This window comes from Thermotoga maritima MSB8 (genome assembly GCF_000008545.1).
Classification (GTDB): Bacteria; Thermotogota; Thermotogae; order Thermotogales; family Thermotogaceae; genus Thermotoga; species Thermotoga maritima.
The window spans coordinates 923,861-948,943 of record NC_000853.1; the positions used below are offsets into that span (position 1 = coordinate 923,861).

The 25,083-nt window shown below is 45.7% G+C and carries 25 protein-coding genes; 9 read left to right on the forward strand and 16 right to left on the reverse strand.

The features are described from left to right. Positions 1-6 precede the first annotated feature (6 nt). Genes TM_RS04635 through TM_RS04685 form a run of 11 tightly spaced genes read right to left on the reverse strand, consistent with a single transcriptional unit; the run spans position 7 to position 10,726 of the window. Positions 7-834: a MinD/ParA family protein gene (locus tag TM_RS04635; protein WP_004080662.1), complete on the reverse strand. Its 828-nt coding sequence runs from the start codon at positions 832-834 to the stop codon at positions 7-9. Next, positions 800-1,936, reverse strand: coding sequence for a flagellar biosynthesis protein FlhF (flhF, locus tag TM_RS04640; protein WP_004080660.1), 1,137 nt, complete (start codon positions 1,934-1,936; stop codon positions 800-802). The genes TM_RS04635 and flhF overlap by 35 nt, the downstream gene beginning before the upstream one ends. Continuing rightward, positions 1,933-3,969, reverse strand: coding sequence for a flagellar biosynthesis protein FlhA (flhA, locus tag TM_RS04645; protein WP_004080658.1), 2,037 nt, complete (start codon positions 3,967-3,969; stop codon positions 1,933-1,935). Before flhA ends, flhF begins: the two co-directional genes overlap by 4 nt. Then, complete coding sequence (gene flhB / locus TM_RS04650) at positions 3,966-5,090, reverse strand: flagellar biosynthesis protein FlhB (protein WP_008193133.1); 1,125 nt, start codon at positions 5,088-5,090, stop codon at positions 3,966-3,968. Before flhB ends, flhA begins: the two co-directional genes overlap by 4 nt. Then, positions 5,021-5,797, reverse strand: coding sequence for a flagellar biosynthetic protein FliR (gene fliR, locus TM_RS04655; RefSeq protein ID WP_010865219.1), 777 nt, complete (start codon positions 5,795-5,797; stop codon positions 5,021-5,023). Before fliR ends, flhB begins: the two co-directional genes overlap by 70 nt. Continuing rightward, positions 5,794-6,825 carry an S-methyl-5-thioribose-1-phosphate isomerase gene (mtnA, locus tag TM_RS04660; RefSeq protein ID WP_004080652.1) on the reverse strand — a complete coding sequence of 344 codons (1,032 nt, stop codon included), beginning with the start codon at positions 6,823-6,825 and terminating at the stop codon, positions 5,794-5,796. Before mtnA ends, fliR begins: the two co-directional genes overlap by 4 nt. Further along, positions 6,822-7,811 carry a peptidyl-prolyl cis-trans isomerase gene (locus TM_RS04665; protein WP_004080650.1) on the reverse strand — a complete coding sequence of 330 codons (990 nt, stop codon included), beginning with the start codon at positions 7,809-7,811 and terminating at the stop codon, positions 6,822-6,824. Before TM_RS04665 ends, mtnA begins: the two co-directional genes overlap by 4 nt. Further along, positions 7,808-8,575 carry a nucleoside triphosphate pyrophosphohydrolase gene (gene mazG, locus TM_RS04670; protein ID WP_004080649.1) on the reverse strand — a complete coding sequence of 256 codons (768 nt, stop codon included), beginning with the start codon at positions 8,573-8,575 and terminating at the stop codon, positions 7,808-7,810. The genes TM_RS04665 and mazG overlap by 4 nt, the downstream gene beginning before the upstream one ends. Position 8,576: 1 nt before the next feature. Beyond that, positions 8,577-9,218: a TIGR00153 family protein gene (locus TM_RS04675; RefSeq protein WP_004080648.1), complete on the reverse strand. Its 642-nt coding sequence runs from the start codon at positions 9,216-9,218 to the stop codon at positions 8,577-8,579. Then, positions 9,169-9,885, reverse strand: coding sequence for a ribonuclease HII (locus TM_RS04680; protein WP_004080647.1), 717 nt, complete (start codon positions 9,883-9,885; stop codon positions 9,169-9,171). The genes TM_RS04675 and TM_RS04680 overlap by 50 nt, the downstream gene beginning before the upstream one ends. Next, positions 9,872-10,726: an SDH family Clp fold serine proteinase gene (locus TM_RS04685; protein WP_004080646.1), complete on the reverse strand. Its 855-nt coding sequence runs from the start codon at positions 10,724-10,726 to the stop codon at positions 9,872-9,874. Before TM_RS04685 ends, TM_RS04680 begins: the two co-directional genes overlap by 14 nt. Positions 10,727-11,066: 340 nt before the next feature. Here TM_RS04685 and TM_RS04690 point away from each other — a divergent pair, with 340 nt between their 5' ends. Genes TM_RS04690 through trmB form a run of 9 tightly spaced genes read left to right on the forward strand, consistent with a single transcriptional unit; the run spans position 11,067 to position 20,413 of the window. Continuing rightward, on the forward strand, positions 11,067-11,996 hold the full coding sequence (locus TM_RS04690) for an inorganic phosphate transporter (protein WP_004080645.1): 930 nt from the start codon (positions 11,067-11,069) through the stop codon (positions 11,994-11,996). A 34-nt stretch (positions 11,997-12,030) separates the two neighbouring features. Further along, on the forward strand, positions 12,031-14,016 hold the full coding sequence (locus TM_RS04695; protein WP_004080644.1) for a methyl-accepting chemotaxis protein: 1,986 nt from the start codon (positions 12,031-12,033) through the stop codon (positions 14,014-14,016). A 9-nt stretch (positions 14,017-14,025) separates the two neighbouring features. Then, complete coding sequence (locus TM_RS04700; RefSeq protein ID WP_004080643.1) at positions 14,026-14,442, forward strand: OsmC family protein; 417 nt, start codon at positions 14,026-14,028, stop codon at positions 14,440-14,442. Positions 14,443-14,452: 10 nt separating this feature from the next. Then, positions 14,453-15,532, forward strand: coding sequence for an iron-containing alcohol dehydrogenase family protein (locus TM_RS04705; protein WP_004080642.1), 1,080 nt, complete (start codon positions 14,453-14,455; stop codon positions 15,530-15,532). Beyond that, positions 15,529-15,993: a lytic transglycosylase domain-containing protein gene (locus TM_RS04710; protein WP_004080641.1), complete on the forward strand. Its 465-nt coding sequence runs from the start codon at positions 15,529-15,531 to the stop codon at positions 15,991-15,993. The genes TM_RS04705 and TM_RS04710 overlap by 4 nt, the downstream gene beginning before the upstream one ends. A gap of 4 nt (positions 15,994-15,997) precedes the next feature. Further along, on the forward strand, positions 15,998-17,494 hold the full coding sequence (locus TM_RS04715) for an NAD(P)H-hydrate dehydratase (RefSeq protein ID WP_015646132.1): 1,497 nt from the start codon (positions 15,998-16,000) through the stop codon (positions 17,492-17,494). After that, positions 17,491-18,624, forward strand: coding sequence for a tetratricopeptide repeat protein (locus TM_RS04720; protein WP_004080639.1), 1,134 nt, complete (start codon positions 17,491-17,493; stop codon positions 18,622-18,624). Before TM_RS04715 ends, TM_RS04720 begins: the two co-directional genes overlap by 4 nt. After that, positions 18,621-19,481, forward strand: a complete 861-nt coding sequence (locus tag TM_RS04725; protein ID WP_004080638.1) for a radical SAM protein — start codon at positions 18,621-18,623, stop codon at positions 19,479-19,481. The genes TM_RS04720 and TM_RS04725 overlap by 4 nt, the downstream gene beginning before the upstream one ends. Beyond that, on the forward strand, positions 19,472-20,413 hold the full coding sequence (gene trmB, locus TM_RS04730; RefSeq protein WP_004080637.1) for a tRNA (guanosine(46)-N7)-methyltransferase TrmB: 942 nt from the start codon (positions 19,472-19,474) through the stop codon (positions 20,411-20,413). Before TM_RS04725 ends, trmB begins: the two co-directional genes overlap by 10 nt. Here trmB and dnaA read toward each other — a convergent pair. The 5 genes from dnaA to TM_RS04755 form a co-directional block, all read right to left on the reverse strand. Next, positions 20,390-21,712 carry a chromosomal replication initiator protein DnaA gene (gene dnaA, locus TM_RS04735; protein ID WP_004080636.1) on the reverse strand — a complete coding sequence of 441 codons (1,323 nt, stop codon included), beginning with the start codon at positions 21,710-21,712 and terminating at the stop codon, positions 20,390-20,392. The genes trmB and dnaA overlap by 24 nt on opposite strands. 125 nt (positions 21,713-21,837) lie before the next feature. Further along, positions 21,838-22,020, reverse strand: a complete 183-nt coding sequence (locus TM_RS04740; RefSeq protein WP_004080635.1) for a ferredoxin — start codon at positions 22,018-22,020, stop codon at positions 21,838-21,840. 38 nt (positions 22,021-22,058) lie between these two features. Then, on the reverse strand, positions 22,059-22,799 hold the full coding sequence (locus tag TM_RS04745) for a DUF4895 domain-containing protein (protein ID WP_004080634.1): 741 nt from the start codon (positions 22,797-22,799) through the stop codon (positions 22,059-22,061). Further along, on the reverse strand, positions 22,796-23,989 hold the full coding sequence (locus tag TM_RS04750; RefSeq protein ID WP_004080633.1) for a vWA domain-containing protein: 1,194 nt from the start codon (positions 23,987-23,989) through the stop codon (positions 22,796-22,798). Before TM_RS04750 ends, TM_RS04745 begins: the two co-directional genes overlap by 4 nt. Next, positions 23,986-25,041: an AAA family ATPase gene (locus TM_RS04755; RefSeq protein WP_004080632.1), complete on the reverse strand. Its 1,056-nt coding sequence runs from the start codon at positions 25,039-25,041 to the stop codon at positions 23,986-23,988. Before TM_RS04755 ends, TM_RS04750 begins: the two co-directional genes overlap by 4 nt. Positions 25,042-25,083 lie beyond the last annotated feature (42 nt).

Here is a 25,083-nt window from a genome sequence, read left to right on the forward strand (position 1 = left end):
TATTTCTCACCCTATTCCCAGCATTTGTCTTATTTTGTTCAAAAAACCTTTCTTTTGAACAGGTTCTTTCAAAATCTTTTCCCTCAGGCCGTAAATGGCAAGGGATGGTTGAGATCGACTGTGAGATCGTACGAATGGTTCCTGCAAAAATACACTCCTCTGTACAACCTGATCCTCTTTTATCACAAAGTAGTTCTTTATCGTAAAGCCAACGAATCTTTCGACCACCCTTTTCAATCTGTCGGCTGCCAACCTTCCTTCTTTCATGTTTCTTACCATGTTCATCACCAGAAATATCTCTTCGGGTGTGATCCCTTTCACCGAAAGGAGTTTTATCAGAGTGTAGGTATTTATGATCGAAGTTGGTTCTGGACTGGTAACGAGAATGAGGAAGTCTGATTGGATGTAAAACTGATCCAGGTTTTCGTTGTACCCCGGTGGAAAATCTATCACGAGATAATCGTATTTCCTGAGAAGTCTGGCAAACTCGTCGAAGAAACGGCGACGGTCGCCCAGATTGAAAAGAATGAGATCCTCCATATCTATTCCCGAACTGAGAACGTCCACACCGTATTTTGTTTCAAAAACGATGTCTTCTATCCTCACATTTGACTTGAAGAAATCTTTCAGGGTCTTGGGTGCCATGAATCCAAGAAGGATCTCGACGCTTCCAAATCCCACGTCGGCATCGAGCAGAAGAACTCTCAGCCCTTTCTCTTTAAGAGCAAGGGAAAGATTGACAGCTATAACAGATTTTCCCACACCACCCTTACCGCTGAGAACACTTATTATATTCGGTTCATTCTTTCTCAGATGTTCCGCTTGATCTGGCATGATTCAACACCTCACCGGCAACAATCCTGGCAAGTTCCACGGGATTCGCTTCGAATATATCGTCAGGGACTCTCTGCCCGTTTGTCACGAATGCAATTGGAAGTCCCGTGATTTCCGATATGTTCACGAACGTTCCGTATACCGATGTTTCATCCATCTTGGTGAGAATGATGTGAGTTGGTTTCACAGCAGAGAACCTTTCAACGATTCTTTTCATGTCATCGAGTTTGTAGTTCATGGAAAGTACCAGAAAAGTGATGTTTGGTTTTACAGCTTCCGAAAGTGCTCTGAGTTCGCTCATCTGAAGATCGTTTTGATGGCTTCTCCCGGCTGTGTCCACAAGAACGATGTCGTAATCTTTCAGAGCCATCATTTCGTATTCCGCTTCTTTTGGAGTATAGGCGATCTTCATGGGAATATCCATGATATCCGCATATATCTTCAACTGCTCTGCCGCTGCTATCCGGTACGTGTCAAGCGTCAGTATAGCGACGCGTTTTTTCTCGTCTATCTTGAAACGGGCCGCGAGTTTGGCGAGTGAAGTTGTTTTTCCCACACCAGTTGTTCCCACAAAGAGTACTTTCGCGTTTTTGAAGTCTGGTGCATTTGTCTTCACAAGGTTTACGAATTGCTCCGACAGAATCTTGAAAGTCTCGTTCGAATTCGGGTCCAGATCTCCAAATTTCATCTTCAGAAAATCTATTAGTTTGTATCTAATTTCCGGGAGAATTTCCTGTTTCTCCATACCGTAAAGGATTTTTGAAAGCCCTTCTGGTAGAGTCTGTCTTTTTTCTGTCACGAGCATCTGCTTTATCTCGTTTATCGTTCGTTTTATCTCATCGAACTCTCCCTTGATATTATCGTTCGAACTCTGACGATTCTTTACAAGTATTTCTTGGAGTCTGTAGCTCGTGTTTTCCTCTTTTTTTCTTTCTTCCTCAACTGCAGCTGTCACTTCAAAGTACGTTTTTCCACCTATTCCAAAGAAACCCCCTTTTTTTATTCTTCGAGAACTCAAAATGACGGCGTTTTCTCCCAGTTCTCTTCTTATCATGATCATCGCTTCTCTGATGCTCTCAGCAACGTACTTTTTTATCTTCATAATTTCACCACGCCTTCAATTTGAAGGGTGTAGTCATCGGGTATTTCATCGTAGGAGATCACATAAACACCCGGGATCGTTCGCATTACGTATCTGGAGAAGTAAGGTCTGATCCTTGATGAACACACAATTACAGGTTGATAGCCTTTTTTCATCAGATTTCCCAGTTCGTTTGAAATCTTGTTCATCAGTTCTCTTGAGACTTCGGGGTTGAGAAGCAGTTCTCTTTCTTCTCCTATTTCTTTCAGCGACTCCAGGAGTTTCTGTTCGAGATCTCTCTCCAGAACGATTGCGTGTATCTTCCCGTCTTCAGAGCGGACCATCGAAGCTATTTGACGTTTCAGTGCCTTTCTCACACTTTCCACAAGGTAATCTATATCCTTACTTTTCTCAGCACTCTCAAGGAGAGTTTCAAAAATCGTTGGAAGGTTTCGAATGGATACCCCTTCCTTCAGAAGTCTCTGAAGCACTTTCTTGATTTCAGCGGGTTTCAAAACATCCGGTATGAGATCTTCCACCAGCTTCGGGAACTTCTCCTTCAGACCTTCTATGAGAAGTTCGAGCTCTTTGAAGCCGAGGAGCTCATCGGCGTGTCTTCTCAGTACTTCAGAGAGGTGTGTGGCAAACACAGTTGGTGGATCCACGACCGTGTAACCTTTTTGCTGGGCTTCTTCCTTTCTCCACTCTTCTATCCAGTATGCTTCCAGATTGAACGCTGGTTCTCTGGTTGGAATACCGGGAATCTTTTCCTTAGCAGTCCCTGGATTTATGGCGAGGAGCCTGTTGGGTACGAGCTCGTACCTCGCAACTTCACTTCCACGGATCTTTATGGAATATTCGTTTGGTTTCAAAAGAACACTATCCCTCACCCTGATGGGAGAGACGACAAGCCCCAGCTCGAACGCGAGCTGTTTTCTGATGGAGGTGATTCTATCGAGGAGGTCTCCTCCCTGTGATGGATCGGCAAGCGGTATCAGTCCGTAGCCGATCTCCACCTCAACGGTATCGCTCTGTATGATCTCAGAAACCTCTTCAGGTGTAGAAAGAACAGGCCCACCAGGTCTTTCCGCAGGAGCAGGCCCCGCCAGTTCTTCCTGAGGAACGGCTCTGGAGGTGTACACCGCAAGAAAGATCAGGGCTCCGCCAAGAATAGCGCTGAAGAACGGTATGGGAGTGAAGATTCCCAGAAAAATCAGCACTCCACCGGTGAGGAGAAGTACTTTCGTTTCTCTCGAAAGTTCCGTGACGAGATCTTTCCCGAGATTTTCCTTGGAAGCGGCTCTGGAGACAATTATGCCGGTGGCGGTTGAAACAAGAAGGGCCGGGATCTGTGCCGCAAGGCCATCTCCCACAGTGAGGATCACGTACTCCTGAGCAGCCTCTGCAAGGCTCATTCCATGTCGGAGCATGCCTATCAGAAGTCCGCCGATTATGTTTATAAAAACGATGATGATGCTTGCTATGGCATCTCCTCTTACGAATTTACTTGCACCATCCATAGCTCCATAGAAATCCGCTTCTCTTCTGATGTCTTCTCTCCTTTTCCTCGCTTCTTCTTCGGTTATCAATCCGCTGTTCAGATCGGCATCTACACTCATCTGTTTTCCGGGCATGGCGTCGAGAGTGAACCTTGCGGCCACTTCCGCTATTCTCTCCGCACCCCTGGTGATAACAATGAACTGGATGATGACGAGGATGAAAAAGACGATGAGACCAACGACGTAATCTCCTTTCACAACGAAATCTCCGAAGGTTCTTATAACCCGTCCCTGGAATTTTGGACCCTCGAGGAGTATGAGCCTTGTTGAGGCTACGTTGAGACCGAGTCTGAACAGGGTCACCACAAGAAGCAGTGTTGGAAATGAAGAGAGTTCAAGGGCGTTTCTTATGTACATGGTGGAAAACAGTATGATCATGGAAAGGGTTATATTCAGGATCTGGAAGAAATCCAGCATCCTGTCGGGTACGGGAAGAACCATCAAAAGAACGATAGCAACTATCATTAAAGAAACGATTATATCCACATTCTTCAAATTCTCACGCCCTTTTTCGCGTAAACGTAAACGAGTACCTCCGCCACTATCCTGTAAAATTCTACCGGAATTTCTTCACCTATCTCCGTCTTATAGTATAGAGCCCTCGCAAGAGACGGATTTCTCAAAACGGGTACATCGTTCTCTTTTGCGATTTCTATTATTTTAAATGCCAGATGATCCACACCTTTTGCTACCACAACCGGTGCGTTCATCGTATCTGGATCGTACTTCAAGGCAACAGCGAAGTGAGTGGGGTTGGTGATCACGACATCCGCCTTTGGGACCTCTTCCAGCATTCTTCTCCGTAGGATATCATACATCATCTGTCTCTGTCTTCGCTTTATCTCGGGATTTCCTTCCACTTCCTTCAGTTCGTCCTTCACTTCCTGCTTCGTCATGCGGATGCTCTTTTCGAATTCCCATCTCTGGTAGAAGTAGTCGAAAACAGCGAGAGCGAGAAGGATCATTCCGCTTTTCAACGTGATCTCAGATGTGATGTCCCAGAAATTAGCAAAGGCGTCGTTCACACTCATTTCTGTTAAGAGAATCATTTCGTCCCATCTGTTTTTCAAGACCTGGTAGACCACGATCCCCACAATGGCGACTTTAAGGACAGACTTCAAAAGTTCCACGAGTGATCTGAGTGAGAACAATCTCTTAAAACCTTCTATCGGGTTGATTCTGTTGAGGTCCGGTTTCAACGCTTTCGGAGCAAACAGAAATCTCGTTTGAAGGGCCCCAATCATAACACCTGCGACCATGGAGAAAACCACAAAGGCTCCTACGATCAAAAGCACATCTTTGAAAATGTTTACGGCATTCATGAGTAGATCTTCTGTTTCTTCAAACGAAAGAAAGACCTGAACGTCTTCTGTGATCCTCTCTACACCCTGATATCCAAAGATCTTCAGCGCTAAGGCGAACACGAGAAAGGTAACAGCCATGTTGAGCTCCCTGGATACGGGAGCTCTACCTTCTTCTCTTACTCTCCTTCTTTTTCTGGGAGTGGCGCGCTCTGTTCTCTCTGCTTCGGCAAAGAGCAGGAGCTCTATTTCCCAAGAAGTTCCTGAATAGCGTTCCAACTGAGTGCTGAGATTTTCTGAGCCATGTCCGCCCATATCGGTAACATCCCCAGAATCAATATAACCCCAATGATCACTTTCAGGGGCAATCCAACCATGAAAACGTTCATCTGTGGGATGAGCCTCGAAACGATACCGAGAACGATGCTTATGATGAGCATGAAAGCGATAACTGGAGCTCCTATCTTCAGGATCAACACGAAGAAGTCGCTCGATCTTCCCACGATGTAAGAGAAGAACCCGTCCGTAACACCTGTGAGATTCACGGGGAAGACATCGATTGAATCTTTCAAGCCTTCGAACAGGAGAACAGGTCCCTTTATCAGCACAAAAACAGTAAGGGCTATGAAATAAACCAGTTCTCCTGTGGGGTTTGTTTCTTCTTCACCGAAAGCCAGCACTTCTTCCATTCCGAACCCAATTTGAAAACCAAAGATGTATCCCGCCCCGTTGAACGCCTGAAGGAACAAATAGACAATAAAACCGATTCCGAACCCAACGAGAAAGTTGAAAAACAGATTCAAAGTGAAACTCAAAACAGGTGTGTTCAAGGGTATGGATACATCAACTGTGAAAAGCATCAACCAGCTCGTGAACAGTCCCAGAAGCACCCTCACCACAACAGGAAACGCTCTCTCGGAAAAGAAAGGAGCGATCAAAAAAAATCCCGTAAACCTCGTGAAAATACACATCCACGCAAGGAATTTTTCTTCGAGAAAACTGAATATGGTCTCCAAAATCACACCTCGAGGATCTTCTTTATGTTCTCTTCGAAAGGAGGTCTGATCACACCTTTTTCCGTGATTATTGCCGTTATGAGGGTATTTTCTGTGACATCGAAAGCGGGATTCAGAACTTTTACTCCCTCCGGAGCTATTCTGTTCCCACCACAGTGAGTTACCTCCTCCGGTCTTCTTTCCTCTATGGGTATTTCTTCCCCACTCCTTATGGTTGGGTCTATCGTCGAGACAGGAGCTGCAACATAGAACGGTATGTTGTTTCTCTTAGCAAGAACGGCCAGAGAATAAGTTCCTATCTTGTTCGCTGTGTCACCGTTCAGAGCGATTCTGTCCGCTCCAACCACAACGGCATCGATCAACCCTCTCTTCATCAGCCATCCGGCCATGTTGTCGGTGATGACATAGACTTCTATACCGTCCTTCATGAGTTCCCAAGCGGTGAGTCGTGCTCCCTGAAGGTACGGTCTTGTCTCATCTGCGAAAACTCTGATTCGTTTTCCTGATTCCACTGCTGCTCTTATCACTCCGAGGGCAGTACCGTAATCTACAGTTGCGAGAGCTCCCGCGTTGCAGTGAGTGAGGATGGTCGATCCATCTTTTATGAGCTGAGCGCCGTTCTTTCCGATCGCTTTGTTGACTTCTATATCTTCATACGCCATCTTCAACGCTTCGTTTTCTAAGATTTCGAAGAGATTCTCTCTATCAGCGTTCTCGAAAAACACCTTTTCCATTCTGTTCAGGGCCCAGAACAGGTTTACAGCCGTGGGTCTTGTTCTGGCCAGAGTCTCTTTCACCTGTTTCATCCAGTCTGTCAAACTTCCCGTTTTGTAATCTCTGAGTCCCAGAACGTATCCGAACGCTGCGGCGACTCCTATGGCAGGAGCTCCTCTGACGATCATCTCCTTTATGGCGTGTGCAACCTCTTCGTGTGTTTTGCACTCCACGTATTCTTCAATGAATGGAAGCTTTCTCTGATCGAGGAGTTTTAGAGAGTTTCCCGACCACTCCATCGTTTTCGTCTTGAGTTTCATCCCTGACTCCCTCCAAGTTTTATCTCTATGTGGCTGTTCTTCTTGAATTCCTCGAACACCTTGTTGAACCAGTCGTTCCACAGCTGATTCCTCTTATCCGCGAGCAGTTTGTCCATGATCTCCTGTTTAACCTCTTCGAACTTTTTGTAGGAAGAAGATCTCTTCTCTACGACTTTGTAGAGCACGAATTTGCCTTCAGACTCGAAGGGCCCAAGGATGGCTCCTTCTGGAGCGTCAAAGATCACACTCTCGATGTCTTTTTCCAACTTTCCTTCTTCAATCCAGCCGAGATCACCACCGGTTGCCACCTGCGTTGCAACTTCGAGGAAGTCTTCTCCTTTTCTGATCTTTGAAAGCACTTCATCCATTTTACTCTTGTCCTCAGTGGTAATTCTGTAGAGGTGAACAGCGGCAGGTATCCTGTAGGTCTCCTTGTTTTGGTTGTAATAGTTCTGAGCTTCTTCGAGTGTGACGGTTGCGTTCTGAGTAATTTTCTCCTGGAGTCGCTGGAGTGAAAGCTGTGTTTTCACATGCCAGTGCAATCTCTTTTTGAAGGTTTCGAGATCACCGTATCCGGCGCTCTGAAGGAACTTGTCAAGGTCTTCCAGAGTTATTCCCATGGATTCAACTGTTTCTTTAAGCCTTGCCTCGACTTCTTTCTTTACCTCCTCGTCACTTACTCCGACCCCTTCTTTTTCCGCGAGCTGCTGAATGAGAAGATCGTCTATTAGGGAGTTTAGAACTTCTTGCTTGTATTTCAACAGCAATTTCAGGCCTTCTTCGGTGCCTGTAAGAACGTTGAAAAATCTCATATCAATCTGTGCAATGCTTCTCAGAATTCCGTCTATATCCGCTTCGAGTTCGAGCAAGTCGGAGGTGATGGGTTCCCCGTTGACGATGGCTACAACTGTGCTGGATGTGGTTGTTGCCTGCCCGAAGAGGCTGATTCCCAGTACTGCCAGAATCACGAAGATCAACTTTCTCATGTTTCATCTCCTCCCTTCGCCTTTTCCCAGTACTCATCTAACTTTTCAATAGGAAGCTCTTCAAGAACCAGACCGTCCTTCTCTATTAATTCCTCCATCTTCTTGAATCTTTCAACAAATTTTCTTGTGGCCTTTCTCAGAGCCGATTCAGGGTCAACGTTCAAAAACCTCGAAAGGTTGACTATCGAAAACAGTAGATCACCGAATTCTTCTTCCAGTTCTCTGGGATCCTTTGCCTCTTTCAGCTCTTTCAACTCTTCCTCTATCTTCTCATAGACTCCTTCTGGATCTTTCCAGTCAAACCCCACCTGTGAGGCGTTCTCCTGGATTCTTCTTGCCATCGAGAGAGCAGGAACAAGCGGGTTTATCTCACCGATCCTCGAGGATTTCTTTTTCCCTTTTTCCTGAGCTTTTATATCTTCCCATTGTTTGTACGAGTACCCCGGACTGTCTCCGAAAACGTGTGGATGTCGTCTGATCAATTTTTCGTTGAGAGTTCGTATCACATCCTCAATGGTGAAAGCGCCTCTTTCGCGGGCTATCTGTGCGTGGAAAACCACCTGGAGCAGCACGTCACCGAGTTCTTCTTTCATCATATCGTCGTTTTTTTCGTCTATCGCTTCGATCAACTCGTAACATTCTTCGATAAGATATGGTTTCAAGCTCTCGTGAGTTTGCTTTCTGTCCCATTCACATCCTTCAGGAGACCGAAGTTTTTCCATTATAGATACGAGTTCTTCGAAGAGGATTCCTGCCTCTTTCACTTCAGAACCTCCTTTTCAGAAGAATGATTTCTGCTCTATCAGATACGTCCTCCGTTCTATCGGCTATGTCCCCTATGCTCCTTATCAACTCTTTCACCTCGAGTTTTACACTCCTTTCGATGTCCATCTCGAAAAGTTTCCTGAGAGCCGTTCGCTCCACAGCATCTTCGTCGTGTTCGTATTTCTCCACGGCAAGAACAAACTCTTCGACTCTTTCGAGATCCTCGAACAAAAATTTGAGAGCACTTTTCAGGGATTCGTAGGCCTTCAGAGAGTATTCCATCTGCGACAGAATGAGATCTTTCAGTTCGTGAGGAACTTCTGGTTTTTGAAGAACAATCAAGTCCGCCACGTACTCGGCTTTGTTCGCCACTTTGTCTACGGATTCAATCAACCCAAGAAGATCTCCTCTAAAATTCGGCAGGAACGCTCCACTGTACATTTCCATCTCTGTTTTTCGGCGTAATCGATCGGCTTCGCTTTCAAGCCTTTGTGTTCGGAGATAAAGAGACTCGATATCGTCAGTATCTTCGAGATACTTTTTTATTAGATCGAAGACACATTTCAGAGTTTCCTCAACTTTGTCGATGTGTTTAAAAAAGAGGGAGATTATGGTTTGTTCTTTCTTTCCGGAAAACCACACTTTTTCTCGCCCCCAGAAGATTCAATATTCGTTCGAATCGATTTTCGGAGATGAGGCCTTTTTCGAAGAACTCCCTCAACAAATCATCGGTCAGAAGTTCTAAAACAGGTTCAAAACTCAGCCGGTGGATTGGTAAAACTCCGTTCTTTCTGATTTCGTTCAGATGTTCTTTTGTGGCGTAACCTTTGTGTTTGTGGAAGGAAAACTGTGGATACATCCTGTGAAACTCGCTCATCAATCTATCTCTGAAGACCTTCGCAACAATGGAAGCTGCTCCTATCAATTTGCTTTTCTGGTCTCCCTTCACTAAGCATGTACCGGGAACGCTCAACTCGATTCCTTTCCCGTCAACGAGTACAAATGATGGTTTCACAGACAGGTTCTCCAGTGCTCGATTCATAGCAAGTTTTGTGGCATTGAATATGTTGTAGAGATCTATTTCCTCTGGAGACGCAATTCCTATCCCAACTGCTGCCTTCTCCATTATTTCATCTAAAAGTCTTTCCCTCTTCGCAGGGGAAAGCTGTTTTGAATCGTTTATTCCTTCTATTTCTTTTTCCAGAACGACAGCGGCCGCCACAACGGGACCTGCGAGGCACCCTCTTCCCGCTTCATCCACACCTGCTACGATTCCAAACTCTTTTTTGTAAAGCTCATCTATTCCCATTACCCGTCTCCTTTCTGTTGTAGTAGGGAGCAGGAATGTAGTTCACCGACGGCCTCTTGGGTTCAGCCTGTTTGTAAAGATCCATGAGATCGTATATTTCCTGAGGCATGTCCGTTTTCACCTGTATGCCCATCTCTCTCAATTTTTCGTAGTTCAGCGGATAATCGTGTGTCCAGTATCCACTGCAGAGTTTATCGGCAATTTTTTCAGCTTTTTCCTTTGACACTTTGTCTGAAAGAATTTCCACCACAAATTCTTTCACCTGTCTGATCGCTTTTTCCGCTATGTCTGCCAGTATAAGTGTCTGGTCGTCCACTTCGTTCACATCTTTCTTTTTCACGGCGGCGAGAATGGAGGGAGCGGGCATGTTTCCTATCTGGGGATCGAGGGGCCCCAGAACAGCATTCTCATCCATGATGATCTCGTCGGCGGCGAGGGCTATCAATGTTCCACCGGACATGGCATAGTGCGGAACAAAAACCGTTACCTTTCCCTTGTGCATTTTCAGAGCTCTGGCAATCTGCTCCGCCGCTAAAACGAGTCCGCCTGGTGTGTGTAGTATGAGATCTATGGGCATATCGGAAGGGGTTAGCTTAATCGCTCTCAGAATTTCCTCGGAATCTTCGATGTCTATGTATCTGCGCACTGGAAAGCCGAGGAAACTGATGGATTCCGTCCTGTGAATCAGTGTGATCACACGGCTGTTTCTCTTTTTTTCAATTTCTCTTATCAAAGCTTCTCTGGCTGATTTGAGGGCAGAATTCTTGAGAAAAGGCGTAATGAGTGAAAAAATGAAGATCATCCAGAAAATTTGAAAGATCAAGGTGCCAATATCTACCATGAGTATCCCTCCTTAATATGATATTTGCTGTGTAAATTCTATCACATCGGGCCACATTTGGCGGGGTTTTTATACAAAAAAATGCGGGCTCTTTCGAGCCCGCCAAGGCCGTGGGGGGTGTATCTCAAGGGGGATAGGGGGGTCAACTTTCATGCTCCATGGTACATTTTAAATGTAACAGGTTAAGAGAAGATTCTAATTTCTTTCCTAAATGGGTACCTTATTTTTAAGATTATATGAAGTTCTGTTGGGTTTTCCTAGTCTTCATTGTTTGAGACAGATGTATCATGAAAAGGGTTCAAAGTGATACAATAGAAAACACACCACAGGAGGGGTCGTAGTGTTTGTACTCCTTTTGCCTTCTCTCTTTCTGGGCTGGTCGCTGGGCGCCAACGATGCGGCGAACGTTTTCGGTCCTTTCGTGGGATCTGGGCTCATTCCTTACAGAAAAGCCACCATAGTGGCGAGCATTTTCGTGATTCTGGGTTCTGTTCTTGGAGGAGCGAGGGGACTTCAGAATATCAGTTCTCTGAGCACTTCCGATTTACTTCTCTCCAGTATCGCTGTTCTTTCGGGTGCCCTCACAGTCACGATCATGACAAAACTTGGAATACCCGTTTCCACATCTCAAGCTGTGGTCGGAGGTATAATAGGAGCCAATGTCACGGTAATGGGCATTGGTGGAATTGATTTTTCTGCACTCACGAAAATACTTACTGTGTGGTTTTTAACACCAGTTGGAGCGTTTTTCTTGAGCCTCATCTTCTATCCAGTTCTTTCGTTCCTCTTCAGGAAAATTCCCAGTATTCAAATTCAAGACAGAGTGATAAAAATTTCCGCGTGGATCATAGGTGCTTACGGTGCGTTTTCTTTGGGAGCGAACAACGTTGCGAACGTAACGGGAGTGTTCGCCGGAAAGATCCTGACGATCGAGCAAGCAGCCTTTCTGGGAGGAATCAGTATAGCCATTGGAATTCTCACCTACAGTAAAAACGTGATGTTGACGGTGGGGAAAAATCTAATAGAATTAGATCATTTTACTTCTCTTATAGCAGTTTTATCACAGGCAATGGTTGTGTGGATTTTCAGCTTGATAGGAATTCACGTCTCTTCATCTCAGGCCATTGTGGGAGCCGTTCTGGGAGCTGGTTACTCAAAGGGTATGAATCTGGGAAATAAGAAAGTTTTAATAAAGATTTTGAGTGGATGGTTTTTAACCCCCGCTGTTTCCGGTACCCTTTCTTTTTTGTTGACATCTCTGATAAAATAAAGGTTGATAACACCGAAACCGGGAGGGTGAAGCCATGACACTTCGTGCGAAGGTTTTCCTTGTTATACTGGTTGTTCTGGCAGGACTCCTTGTTAGTTTTTATCTCATTTATCAGAGCGTTTCCGGCGCGGTTGTTGAAACTGTCAAAAAGAACGCAACAGTTCAAATTCAGGTTCTTTCGAATTATTTCGCTGAAAAATTGAACAAGTATGTAGAAAGAGCAGTTGCTCTGACCCAGTCCATGGAAGCACAGCTCCTCGATACCTATTCCATGGCATCCAACATGGTCAAACTGGTGAAAGAAGCTTCCAATACACTCATTGCTGGAATTACGATAGAAGAAATGACGGGTTCTGGCTACATTGCTAAAGCTGATGGATTGGAGCAGATTGATTCTTCTTCGACCATCTATCAAAAATATATGGATCTTGTTAAGAATTCGCAAAATCCATATTTAGTTACCTCGGATGTCTTTGAAGGTAAACCCGCCCTCGTTGTTTTAGCTCCGCTAGGTGCGTTCGGTGCGGGTACGCTCGGCGCAGTAGGTTATGTGATAGATCTTTCTCAAAACAAGAATTTCTGGCGTACGGTGGCAGAAGGAGGAAAACTGGGAGAGAGCGGCTATGGGCTTCTTGTCACAAGCGACGGAAAGGTACTGATCCACAAAGACATGGGAAACTTCATGAAAGACGTGAAGGAGTTAGGCGGCTTTGAGAAAGCATTCGAGGAAGCAAAGAAAGGTGGAGAGAAATACGTAGAGTACGAATACAACGGAGAGAAGAAATACACCGTGTGGGAAAAAGTGCCCGGGTACGACTTCTACATCTTCTCAACAGGGTACCTGGATGAACTTCTTGCAGAAGGAAGAAAAGCGACCCTTGGGACGATAGTGACGTATGTAGTGTTCGGCGGAGTGATCTTTGCGGTGCTGTTTGTCTCGATGATGCCGGTAGTGAAGAGAATGAGGCAGCAGGTAGAGAAAGTGAAGAGATTCGGAGAAGGGGACCTGACAGTAGAGTTCGAAGCGAAAGGGGAAGATGAACTGACCCAGATAGAAGAGAGCCTGAAAGAAGCGGTACTATCACTCAAAGAGATGATAGTGAGCATCATAGAAGCTGCGAAAGAGCTTAGCGGAGCATCAGAAGAGATAAAAGTTCTCTCAGAAGAGAGCCACAAGATGTCAGAGAACCTGCACGAAGAAGCCAAAAAGATACTGGACGAGGCGAACAACATGAGCAGTGCGCTGACAGAAGTGACGAGCGGCGTAGAAGAAGTAGCAGCGAGCGCGCAGAACATCTCAAAGATCACCCAGGATCTGACAGAAAGGTCAGAAGCGGTGACGAAAGCGGCAAGAGAAGGGACAGAGAGAGTAGAAGCGGTGGGAGGAGTCATAAACAAACTCAAAGGGTCAGCAGAAAGACAGAGGGACTACCTGAGAGAACTAGTTGACTCGGCCAAGACGATAGGAGAGATAGTGGACACGATCAGCTCGATAGCAGAGCAGACGAACCTGCTCGCGTTGAACGCAGCGATAGAAGCGGCTCGAGCTGGAGAAGCGGGAAGAGGCTTTGCGGTGGTGGCAGACGAGATAAGGAAACTCGCAGAAGAGAGCCAGAGGGCGACAGAAGACATAGCGAAGATGCTGAGCAGTTTGAGGACAACGATAGAACACGTAGAAAACGGCTCGAAAGAGATGTTCGAAGGAGTGGACGAGATAGCGGTGATGGGAGAAGAAGTCACAAAGAGATTCAGAGAGATCCTTGGAAGGATAGAAGAGATCAACAGCATGATAGAGAACACAGCTGCCACTGCGCAGGAGCAGGGAGCGGCCGCAGAAGAAATGGCAAGCGCTATGGACAACGTCACAAAGATAGTCGAAGGAGTTGTGGAAAGTCTAAACAGAATGGAGTCTCTCATAGAAGATCAGACCACTTCTGCTGCAAAAGTCTCTCAGGCTGCTGAAAGACTGTCTGAGCTTTCTGAACAGCTCTCAACGCTCGTTCAAAAATTCAAGGTGTGAGGTGAAAAAATGCAGGCACGCTGGATAGGAAACATGATGTTTCATGTAAGAACTGACTCAAATCATGACGTTCTCATGGATACAAAAGAAGAGGTCGGGGGAAAAGACGCTGCTCCCCGACCTCTTGAGCTCGTCCTCACTGGGCTCATGGGATGTACAGGAATGGATGTGGTCTCAATTTTGAGAAAAATGAAAGTGATTGATCAGATGAAAGACTTCAGGATAGAGATCGAGTACGAACGCACGGAAGAACATCCCCGCATATTCACTAAAGTTCATCTGAAGTACATCTTCAAGTTCGATGGGGAGCCTCCGAAGGACAAGGTTGAAAAAGCCGTTCAGCTTTCTCAGGAAAAATATTGCAGTGTCTCTGCCATTTTGAAGTGCTCTTCGAAGGTGACTTACGAGATTGTTTACGAGAATTGAGGTGGAATTCGTGTGGGAATTCTACATGCCCACGGATGTCTTTTTTGGAGAAAAAATCCTCGAGAAGAGAGGAAACATAATAGATCTTCTTGGAAAAAGAGCTTTGGTAGTAACCGGCAAATCTTCTTCGAAAAAGAACGGATCTCTCGATGATCTGAAAAAGCTTCTCGACGAAACAGAAATATCCTACGAGATCTTCGATGAAGTCGAGGAGAATCCGTCTTTCGACAACGTTATGAAGGCTGTTGAGAGATACAGAAACGATTCTTTCGATTTCGTCGTGGGACTCGGTGGAGGAAGCCCTATGGATTTCGCCAAGGCGGTGGCCGTACTTTTGAAAGAGAAAGATCTTTCCGTCGAAGATCTTTACGATAGAGAAAAAGTGAAGCACTGGCTTCCAGTCGTGGAGATACCAACCACCGCTGGAACGGGTAGTGAAGTCACTCCGTATTCCATACTCACCGATCCAGAGGGAAACAAAAGAGGTTGTACACTCATGTTTCCGGTGTACGCGTTTCTCGATCCCAGATACACCTACTCCATGTCAGATGAACTGACCTTATCGACTGGAGTCGATGCGCTTTCTCATGCGGTCGAAGGATACCTTTCTAGAAAGAGTACGCCGCCTTCCGATGCCCTCGCGATCGAAGCCATGAAGATAATTCACAGGAATTTACCGAAGGCCATTGAAGGAAACAGAGAAGCCAGAAAGAAGATGTTCGTGGCCTCCTGCCTTGCCGGGATGGTGATTGCGCAAACTGGGACCACACTGGCGCACGCTCTGGGTTATCCTCTAACAACGGAGAAGGGAATAAAACACGGGAAAGCGACAGGTATGGTACTACCATTTGTAATGGAGGTAATGAAAGAAGAAATTCCAGAAAAGGTGGATACTGTGAATCACATATTCGGCGGCAGTCTTTTGAAATTTCTGAAAGAACTCGGACTTTACGAAAAAGTGGCAGTTTCCTCTGAAGAACTGGAGAAGTGGGTCGAAAAGGGTTCCAGAGCGAAACATCTCAAAAACACGCCGGGTACCTTCACTCCCGAAAAGATCAGAAACATATACAGGGAGGCACTCGGGGTGTGAGGAGTTTTTTTCTGTGTTTTCTGCTTGTTCTTGTGTTTATAGCGAATCTCTACAGATTGTTCCCAGATGATTATTACGATTTCATATCCAAAAATTCCGATGATCTCGATCCTCTTCTCATTCAAAGTATCATATGGGTGGAGAGCAGTTTTGACAGAAACGCGGTTTCTTCGCTGGGAGCCTTTGGTCTCATGCAGATCATGCCTTCAACGGCTGTCTGGTTGAAAAAGAAGTTTTCTCTGGAAGAGGATTTCAAGAATCCAGAAGGAAACATAATCTACGGGATCGTTTATCTGAAATTTTTGAAAGATCTGTACGGTGATCTCGACAAAGCCATCATGGCTTACAACGTAGGACCGGCTGCTTTGAGCGAAGGAAGAAATCTGGACAGTGCGAAAAGATACTTGAAAAAAGTGAAGAGGACCTATCTCATATACCGTTTCCTCTACAGTGAGAGGTGAGAAGGTGAGAGTGGCAACCGCCCAGGAGATGAAAGAGATCGATGAATTAACAATAAAAGAATACGGTGTGGACTCGAGAATCCTCATGGAGCGAGCCGGAATTTCCGTTGTTCTCGCAATGGAGGAGGAACTTGGAAATCTTTCTGATTACAGATTCTTGGTTCTCTGCGGGGGAGGAAACAACGGAGGAGACGGCTTTGTCGTGGCCAGAAATCTCCTCGGTGTGGTAAAAGATGTCTTGGTTGTCTTTCTTGGAAAGAAAAAAACTCCCGATTGTGAGTATAACTACGGTCTTTACAAAAAATTCGGAGGAAAAGTGGTGGAACAATTCGAACCCTCTATTCTGAACGAATTCGATGTGGTGGTTGACGCCATTTTTGGAACGGGCCTGAGAGGAGAAATCACGGGAGAGTACGCTGAGATAATAAATCTTGTGAATAAATCGGGGAAAGTAGTTGTTTCCGTTGACGTTCCATCGGGAATAGATTCGAACACGGGGAAGGTTCTTAGAACAGCGGTGAAAGCGGATCTCACGGTTACCTTTGGAGTTCCCAAGATAGGTCACATCCTCTTTCCAGGAAGAGATCTCACAGGAAAGCTCAAAGTGGCCAACATAGGCCATCCTGTTCATCTGATCAATTCGATCAATCGATACGTGATAACACGGGAAATGGTTCGTTCCCTTCTGCCGGAAAGACCCAGAGATTCCCACAAGGGAACCTACGGAAAAGTGCTGATAATAGCGGGGTCCAGACTGTACTCCGGAGCTCCCGTTCTCTCTGGAATGGGATCCTTGAAAGTGGGAACGGGTCTTGTGAAGCTCGCAGTTCCTTTTCCACAGAATCTGATCGCTACTTCGAGATTTCCGGAACTCATTTCCGTTCCCATAGATACAGAAAAAGGCTTCTTCAGCCTGCAGAATCTTCAGGAATGTCTGGAGCTATCAAAAGACGTGGATGTGGTAGCCATCGGGCCGGGTCTTGGAAACAATGAACACGTGAGGGAGTTTGTCAACGAGTTTTTGAAAACACTCGAAAAACCGGCTGTCATAGACGCCGATGCCATTAACGTTCTGGATACCTCAGTTCTGAAGGAGAGAAAATCCCCTGCGGTACTAACCCCACATCCTGGGGAGATGGCAAGACTCGTGAAAAAAACTGTTGGGGACGTCAAGTACAACTACGAACTGGCAGAGGAGTTTGCAAAAGAAAACGACTGCGTGCTGGTTTTGAAATCTGCCACCACCATTGTAACAGATGGCGAGAAAACCCTGTTCAATATAACGGGAAACACAGGACTTTCAAAGGGAGGAAGTGGAGACGTTCTGACAGGAATGATAGCCGGCTTTATAGCACAGGGACTTTCCCCTCTCGAAGCTTCCACGGTTTCTGTGTATCTACACGGTTTTGCCGCGGAGCTTTTCGAACAGGATGAGAGAGGGCTCACCGCTTCCGAGTTACTGCGCCTCATACCTGAGGCTATAAGGAGGTTGAAAGAATGAATATTCTGGAAAAAATCGTGAGGGATCTCATCAGCGAGAAAAGAATCACCGAGGCGAGAAATCTGCTCTCTCTCTTTCCAGAAGAGTTTCCTCATCTTGAACTGGAAGTGGAATACGCCGCCAGGAACTGGAAGGCTGTGAAAAGGCTCTATGAAAACTTGCCGGATGAACTCAAGGAGAAATACAGAGAATACTACGAATACGCGGCAAACCAGCTGAATATAGACTACTCGAAAGAAACGGAAGAAGCCCTCAAAGAGATAGAACGAAAGAATTTTCAGGGAGCTGCCTCCATACTCGAATCGATTGTCAAGGATTACCCCGAACTCGTGGAAGTAGTAGCTCTGAGATATAAACTCGCCCTTCAGAGAAACGAGAAGAGAGCGATTGAAAAGTATCGAAAGCTTCTTTTAAGCCTTGACAGAACCCACCCTGCTCTGATCGAAACCAGAGCTTCCTCTCGTAGGATAGGTGTTTTCGAAGTGTTCACACTTTCTCTTTTGGTTGCACTTCTTGTCACAACAATACTCGCTTTTTACACCCTTCCCTCCCGCATCGAGGTAAACGTGCCATCTTCTGAAAACACGATAAATATTAAACCAGTCGAACAGCGTGTTGAAGATGTTTTGGCGAACATCGTTATCCTCACAGAAAATCTGGGAAAGATAAACGATTCCCTTGAGAAGAATTTCAGTGCCTTGCAGGAGAATATGAGCCCCATTTCTGAGAATATTGAATCTCTTAAAGAGGCTCTAACGAACCTGGAATCCAGACTCTCCAAGATCGAATCCGCTATAGCAAGAACATCGAACAAAGAACCTTCAGTATCTGTTGTTTACGTTCCCGCACGGGAAGATCGAATAGAGAGGGCAAAGAGCCTGTGGTTTCTGGGTTACATGTTCTACCTGAGAAGGGACTACGATGAAGCCATAAACAGGTTTGAAATCGCTATAAAGGAAATTGGAGAAGACAACGTCTATTTCAAAGATGACGTTTACTATTACAGGGCTTTGTGTTACTACTACAAAGGCGATACATCGACTGCTCGTTCGCTTTTCGAGGAGTTCATAAAGCTCTTCCCAGATAGTGAGTATGCGGACGACGCCGAGTACTTTTTGAAGAGGCTGTGAAGAGTGAACTTTTCTACAGAAAGCTTGAAAAGTGTGATCTCTGCCCCAGAAATTGTGGAGTGAACAGACTCATGGGAGAGAAAGGTGCTTGCGGGGTAGCAAACTCTCCCGTTGTTTCTTCCTGGGGGCCTCACTTTGGAGAGGAAAGAATACTCGTTGGCCGCGGTGGAAGCGGAACCGTCTTTTTCACCTATTGCAATCTCAAATGTGTCTACTGTCAGAACTATGAAATCAGTCAGCTTGGTATAGGAAAAGAAATCACTGTTGAAGATCTTCTGAGGATATTCACGGAACTTCAGGACATGGGTGTGGAAAATCTCAACCTGGTGACTCCCACTCACCAGATACCTTTCATTGTCGATGCCTTCGAGAGAATGGAGAAAGAAATTCCTGTTGTTTACAACTGTGGAGGATACGAATCTGTCGATACCATAATTTCTCTTGAAGGGTTTGTCGATATCTATATGCCAGACTTCAAGTACAGCGATCCCGAACTTGGAGAAAAGCTCTCTGGTGTGAAAGATTATCCAAGATTCGCCCTGGAAGCTCTGAAGGTTATGATCGATCAGATGGGAGAACCGGTGATAAGAAATGGTGTTATGAAAAAAGGAGTTCTTGTGAGACACCTCGTTCTTCCCGGTTTCCTTGAAGACAGTTTCGGTGTGATCGATCTGCTTTCAACGCTGGAGCCGAAACCACTTGTGAACATCATGGCGCAGTTCTACCCAGCGTACAGAGCGAAAGAATATGGACTCGATAGATTCATCACCAGAGACGAATATCTAAAAGTTGTGGAATACGCGAAGAAGAAAAAACTGAATCTCATAGAAGTGGAGAGGTGGCTGAGGTGGTTGTAACAGAATACGAACTGAAGCCTCAAAACTTTCCCAGATTTCCTCTCGACTGGTCTGAGATATTCGGCAGAAAGGCAAAGATAGTGGTTGAGATTGGTTTTGGAAACGGGGAATTTCTGGCAGAACTTGCAAGAAGACATCCGGAGAAAGACTTCGTTGGTTTTGAGGTGTCCATCACGTCCTTCGTGAAAGCACAGAAAAAGTTCAAAAGGTACAACTTGAAAAATGTTCGACTCGTGAAGGTAGATGCCAGATTCGGTCTGAGGGAGTTGTTCCCCGACAACAGCGTAGAAAAGGTTTACATCAACTTTCCATGTCCATGGCCGAAAAAGAGACACGAAAGCAGAAGAATCACCAGCTACGACTTTCTCCAAACGCTCTCCGCCGTCCTGGAGATGGATGGTACGGTGGAGTTTGCAACCGATGAAGAGTGGTACGCACGGGAAGTTTTGGATACTTTCGAAAGCTCAGAGTATTTTGTCGTAGATGTGTTCGAAGAGAACTTCAAAAGAGATGTAGAAACTCGCTACGAAAGAAAGTGGAAATCTCAAGGAAAAAAGACCTTTTTGATCGTTGCAAGAAAAGTAAAAAATGGAACTGTAAAAAGATTGATGGAGGGTGAAAACACCATGGCTCACAGTGTGTTCGAAGGCAATGTCACCTGGGAAAAACTTAAAGAGCTGGAAGGAAAGGTGTTCAAAGATAAAAACAAGATTTTCGTCGTGAAGAAGGTGTACAGGGATGGTGATTATCTTCTGAAGGTGATCTCCACGGACGAAGGCGGTTTCCAGCAAGTATACTATCTCAACCTTTCCGGAAGAGACGGCAAGTGGGTTTTGAAGCTGGACGAGGGTTCTGATCCCTACAGAACACCCGCTCTGAAATGGTCCCTCAGGAGAATTCCCGAGGAGTTAACCGCTCAGGGCTCTCCTTGAGATTTCTCCTATCACTTCATCGATCAAGGCCTTCAGTTGTTTGTTCCCTTTGAGGAGGGAATCTTTGACTTTTTTGACACTGTCCACAACGACGGGGTGCGACCTGTTGAATTTCTCCGCTATCGTTCTCAGAGAACTCTTCAGATAGTTCTTGGCCACGTACATGCCGATTCGTCTGGCAGTGAGGGCTTTAACGTTTCTACTGTTGGAAAGGATCTCTTCACGTGGAACACCTGTTACCTTCGCGACGATCTCTATGAGTTCATCTATTGGATCCATGGCCTTTACCCTGTTTGGCTTTATGAAATCCTTCAGAAGCAGGATGGCTTCCTTCAGATCGACCTCTTTTCCCGTTGTCTCTTTGTAAACCAGAAGTTTTATGATGGCTCCTCTGAGTCTTCGCAGGTTGTCGTCCACATTCTCTGCGACAAAATTCAGAACTTCCTCAGGAAGTTCACCGTGTTCAATTTCAAGCATCTTTCTTGCTATGCTTTTCCTCGTTTCTTCATCGGGGGGTTCTAACTTTGCCACGAGTCCCATTTGAAATCTGGAAACCAGCCTATCCTGGAATTCACTCAATTTTTGCGGTTCTCTGTCCGAACAGATAACGATCTGTTTTCCAGAGTCATGCAGTTCGTTGAATGTGTGAAACAGTTCCGTCTGAACACCTGTCTTTCCTATGAGAAACTGAACATCGTCTATGAGAAGAATATCAACCTTTTTTCTGTATTTCTCCCTGAACTCGTTCAATTTTCCTTCTTTCATGCTGTCAACAAGATCGTTCAGGAATTTCTCGCTGGTGATGTACATCACCCTCAGGTCCGGTTCGTTCTGAACGACGTAGTTTCCTATCGATTGAAGAAGATGCGTCTTTCCAAGTCCCACACCGCCGTATATGAAGAGCGGATTGTACCTGCCCGGGTGTTTTGCCACCTCGAGAGCGGCATGATAAGCGAACGAATTTCCCGGACCAACGACGAAGTTTTCGAAGGTGTAATCGGGATTCAGCGGTGTGAGAAGCACCGCTCTTTTCTTCACGAGCGGTTCACTGTAGGAGGAGTGAGGTTCGAAGGCTTCGTAGGTGATTTCAAAAGTGGCATCGTTCCCGAGCACAACCTTCACAGCTTTTGATAGTACAGAATAATACTTCTTCTCCAGCCATTCTTTTATGAAAAGATTACCGACCGAGAAGACGACTTTGTTACCCTCTATCGACTTCACATCAAAAGAACTGAACCAGAGCTCCCAGCTTTTTCTATTTACTCTGGTCTTTATCTCCTGGAGTATTCTCTCTTTCATAATGGAGGACCCCCAAACGAGGAGTGACTGGATTAATTATCCAACAGATACACTCAAAAAATCAACGGAGAAAAAGAAACAGATCTGAAAAATTTCTAAAGGGGTGGAAAACCCCACCCCTTACCTCACTCTTCTACGCTGATAGCTCCGGTTGGACAGCTGTCAGCGGCGTCCTTCGCACAGGGAAGATCCGTTTCGGGCTGGAGGACCTTTGCCTTTCCATCGTCACCGAGCTGGAAAACGTCAGGACAGAGATTCTCACAAACTCCACATCCAATGCAGGCATCTGCGTCAACTCTTACCTTCATGTTTCGTCCCTCCTTGAAAGGTTTTTGCACGGTATTTATTATAACATTGAAACGAGTACCTCATACATTCTTTTCAATTTTTCCATAAAATCTTTCGCAAAATATTCCATGTCAAAGTCTTCTTCGAAGAACTGATCGTATCCTACTCTGAGTGTGAGAAAGGCCTGTTCCATAGGATTCTGCGCAGGTTGAATGCCCTTTTTCTTTCTCAAAACAACACCCATTTCGTGGAGCAGCGAGATGTGTTCTTTATCTACCCACTCTGGAGTTTCAAGGAACACATCGATTCCCTCGTTTCTCAGAACGATCTTCAGTCGCGATTTTAAAAGTTTCATCATCTTTTCCAGATTCTCATCAGATACCCTGTTTTGGAAGAGAAAGAACTCCATGTTTTTCACTTTTTCTTGAAGGAATATTTTTTGAAGCCAGCTTTCATTTCCGGCGGACCTTAAAACCTTCACCTTCAACGGCATCCTGAATATTCCCGCGGAGACCGAATCCACCTTTTCGAACAGCTTCGTGTAGAAGGAGACCATGGATTCCGGAACATCTGCTTCTACCCTGTATATACACGGTTCCCTATCGAAGGGATCTTCAACGGAGAGATTCAGCAGTCTTCTGTCGGATGTGTCAATCATGAGAAACAGGGATGGGAAACGATGTCTCTTTATTCTGAGTACAAACGTGTGAAGATGCACGTTATCAAGCTTACTCTCGTAGTCTTTAAGAGGATTGTGTACCGATGTTTCCTTCAGAAGAAGTTCCAATTCCCTCTTCATGAAAGGACCACCACCGCATCTCTTCCATACATCTTTCTCGCTTCCTTGAGAAATTCTTCGTTGTGATACCTTGAGAGCACGAAAAGGATTCTTCTCCTTGCGATCGGAACGTCGGTGTGACCATCCGTGAAGACAACTGTTCCCTCTGACCTGAGGACCCTTTCTGAGTAATCGATCGCTGGCTGAAGATCTGTGCTTCCTCCTCCCACAATCTCCAGATCCTTCCACTTTCCAGATCTGTACTTCATAGCCGATGTAACACTCTTGTCAACCTGAACGAGCCAGAGTTCTTCCCCTGCTATGTTCGAGATCTTCTCGAGTTCGGAAATAAACTGGTTCAGCTCCTTCTCCACAATACTTCCGCTGGTGTCCACCACAGCGGCTATTCTGGGAAGGTACTCGTTCCTCCAGCCAGGGAGGTGATCGTACCTTCTGTTTGGCCTCAACGGAGTTGTGTAGCGATCCGCTTTTATCGAAACACCGAAAAACCTCCTGAGGAGTGTTTTCCAGTCCAGTTCGGGATTTTCGAGCGAGAGCGAAACTTCCCTTCTTACTCCAGAGGGAAGAGTATTTCCAAAGAGGTTGAAAGCTTTCTTGGTCCTGTCTTTTGTGAGGTCGAGGATCATCTCAACTGGGACGTCTTCCTCGAACAGTCCCGAGTGGTCGTCGACGTTATCCCGAAACTCTGCCACCACTTCCACATCGTACCTTCCGAGTCTTTCCATCTCCTCTAAAATCCATTTATGATACATTTCAGCGTTTTCGAACATCATCCACTCAGGTGGCAGTACGAAGAGCGTGTCGTTGTCCGTTGTGTGACCTTCCTTCACGAGTACGTCGAGCGGTACCCCAAAGGCTGCAAGTTCCGGGATGTACTGGTTTATAGCGGCATCCATGGCAAGATCCCATATTTTTCTGTCTCTTTCATCCTTAGGCTTTATTCGAAAGTGCTGGAGAACGATGTGCATGACCTCGTGTATCAGAAGAGCCTGAACCATTCTCAGAGGCTTTTTTCCTATCGCTTCTGGATTGTACAACAACATCACATCTCCGGTTGTGGAGAAAGAGAGTTTCAGATTCCTCGTATTCTTCGATGGTACCAGCTTGACACCGAGAAGAACGTAATAATAGAACGGTGATTCCTTTCCTATGTTCAGCAAAGCCTTTTTGAGAGTTTCCTCACCTTTCATAGCTCGTTCACCATTTTCCTCATGTCTTCTCTTTCCAGCATCTTCTCGAGTATTTTATCGAAGATCCAGGACTTTTCTCCTTCCTTTTGAGCTTCATCGACCAGAAACCTTAAAACACCGTAGAAAGATTCCTTAGGCATGATTTCGGAAAGTCGGACCAGGTTCTTCGATACGTCGTCCAGGTGTCTTTCAAGTGTTCTCACGTCCACTTTACTCAGAAAATCTACTATCCTGAGAACAAGAGTGTTCGCAGCGTGTATGTCTTCCAAATTTTCTATCTTTCCATCAAAGAGCACACTTTCCACAGAAGGGATCTTTACTCTCTGAAAGAACGAATCATAAAAGGCCTTTGCAGCCTCTGGCCCCACGATTCCTGCCGCGATGACGTAGCCGTACTTTTCTTTTTCATCATCCGTCAGAGTTTTCAGCACATTTGAGAGCTTGTACCAGCTTCTCGGGGAAGGTTTCAGGGATGTTCTCAGAGAGAGACTTCTTTCGGAGAAAAGGAACTCAGGGTAGTCCCTTATGAAGTCTCTCACTTCTTTCGATACATTGTTCTTCTCAGCCCACTCCAGCCACTCGGAAACGTCTGGGTTCACTTCCAGAATGAAGAATCGAGATATGAACGCAGGATCTGTAATGAGATCGGCCTGATCGTACTCTTCCTCCGGGGGGTTCATGGCTGCCATGATCCACGTTCCTTCCGGCAAGATATGGTTGTGAATTCTTCTATCCACAAGGAGCTGCATGATCGCGTTTCTGACGGAACGATGGGCTCTGTTTATCTCATCGAGAAAAAGAATCGTATCGCCGCTTTCGGGCCACCAGTCCGGTTTTAAAAAGACGGTTTTCTCTTCTGTGCGGGCGGGAAGTCCTATCAAATCACCCGGTTCCATCTGAGAAAGAACCAGGATGATCAGTTTTCTTTCGGTTTCTCTGGCTATGTCCCTGGCGATATCCGTTTTTCCCACACCGAAATGCCCTACCAGAAGCGGTATCTCACCGGCCATCATGATCTTTTTTGCGAGGTACTTTGCCTCTTCTACGCGCACCTTTTCACCTTCCCTTCTCCATCTTCAAATGATATCATGTAT

Coding starts and splice junctions, on each gene's coding strand:
- TM_RS04635 (WP_004080662.1), bottom strand. CDS start 834: ATGCCAGATCAAGCGGAACATCTGAGAAAGAATGAACCGAATATAATA.
- flhF (WP_004080660.1), bottom strand. CDS start 1,936: ATGAAGATAAAAAAGTACGTTGCTGAGAGCATCAGAGAAGCGATGATC.
- flhB (WP_008193133.1), bottom strand. CDS start 5,090: ATGGGCGGACATGGCTCAGAAAATCTCAGCACTCAGTTGGAACGCTAT.
- mtnA (WP_004080652.1), bottom strand. CDS start 6,825: ATGAAACTCAAGACGAAAACGATGGAGTGGTCGGGAAACTCTCTAAAA.
- TM_RS04665 (WP_004080650.1), bottom strand. CDS start 7,811: ATGAGAAAGTTGATCTTCGTGATTCTGGCAGTACTGGGAATCAGCCTC.
- TM_RS04680 (WP_004080647.1), bottom strand. CDS start 9,885: ATGGGAATAGATGAGCTTTACAAAAAAGAGTTTGGAATCGTAGCAGGT.
- TM_RS04685 (WP_004080646.1), bottom strand. CDS start 10,726: ATGGTAGATATTGGCACCTTGATCTTTCAAATTTTCTGGATGATCTTC.
- TM_RS04695 (WP_004080644.1), top strand. CDS start 12,031: ATGACACTTCGTGCGAAGGTTTTCCTTGTTATACTGGTTGTTCTGGCA.
- TM_RS04700 (WP_004080643.1), top strand. CDS start 14,026: ATGCAGGCACGCTGGATAGGAAACATGATGTTTCATGTAAGAACTGAC.
- TM_RS04720 (WP_004080639.1), top strand. CDS start 17,491: ATGAATATTCTGGAAAAAATCGTGAGGGATCTCATCAGCGAGAAAAGA.
- dnaA (WP_004080636.1), bottom strand. CDS start 21,712: ATGAAAGAGAGAATACTCCAGGAGATAAAGACCAGAGTAAATAGAAAA.
- TM_RS04740 (WP_004080635.1), bottom strand. CDS start 22,020: ATGAAGGTAAGAGTTGACGCAGATGCCTGCATTGGATGTGGAGTTTGT.
- TM_RS04745 (WP_004080634.1), bottom strand. CDS start 22,799: ATGAAGAGGGAATTGGAACTTCTTCTGAAGGAAACATCGGTACACAAT.
- TM_RS04750 (WP_004080633.1), bottom strand. CDS start 23,989: ATGAAAGGTGAGGAAACTCTCAAAAAGGCTTTGCTGAACATAGGAAAG.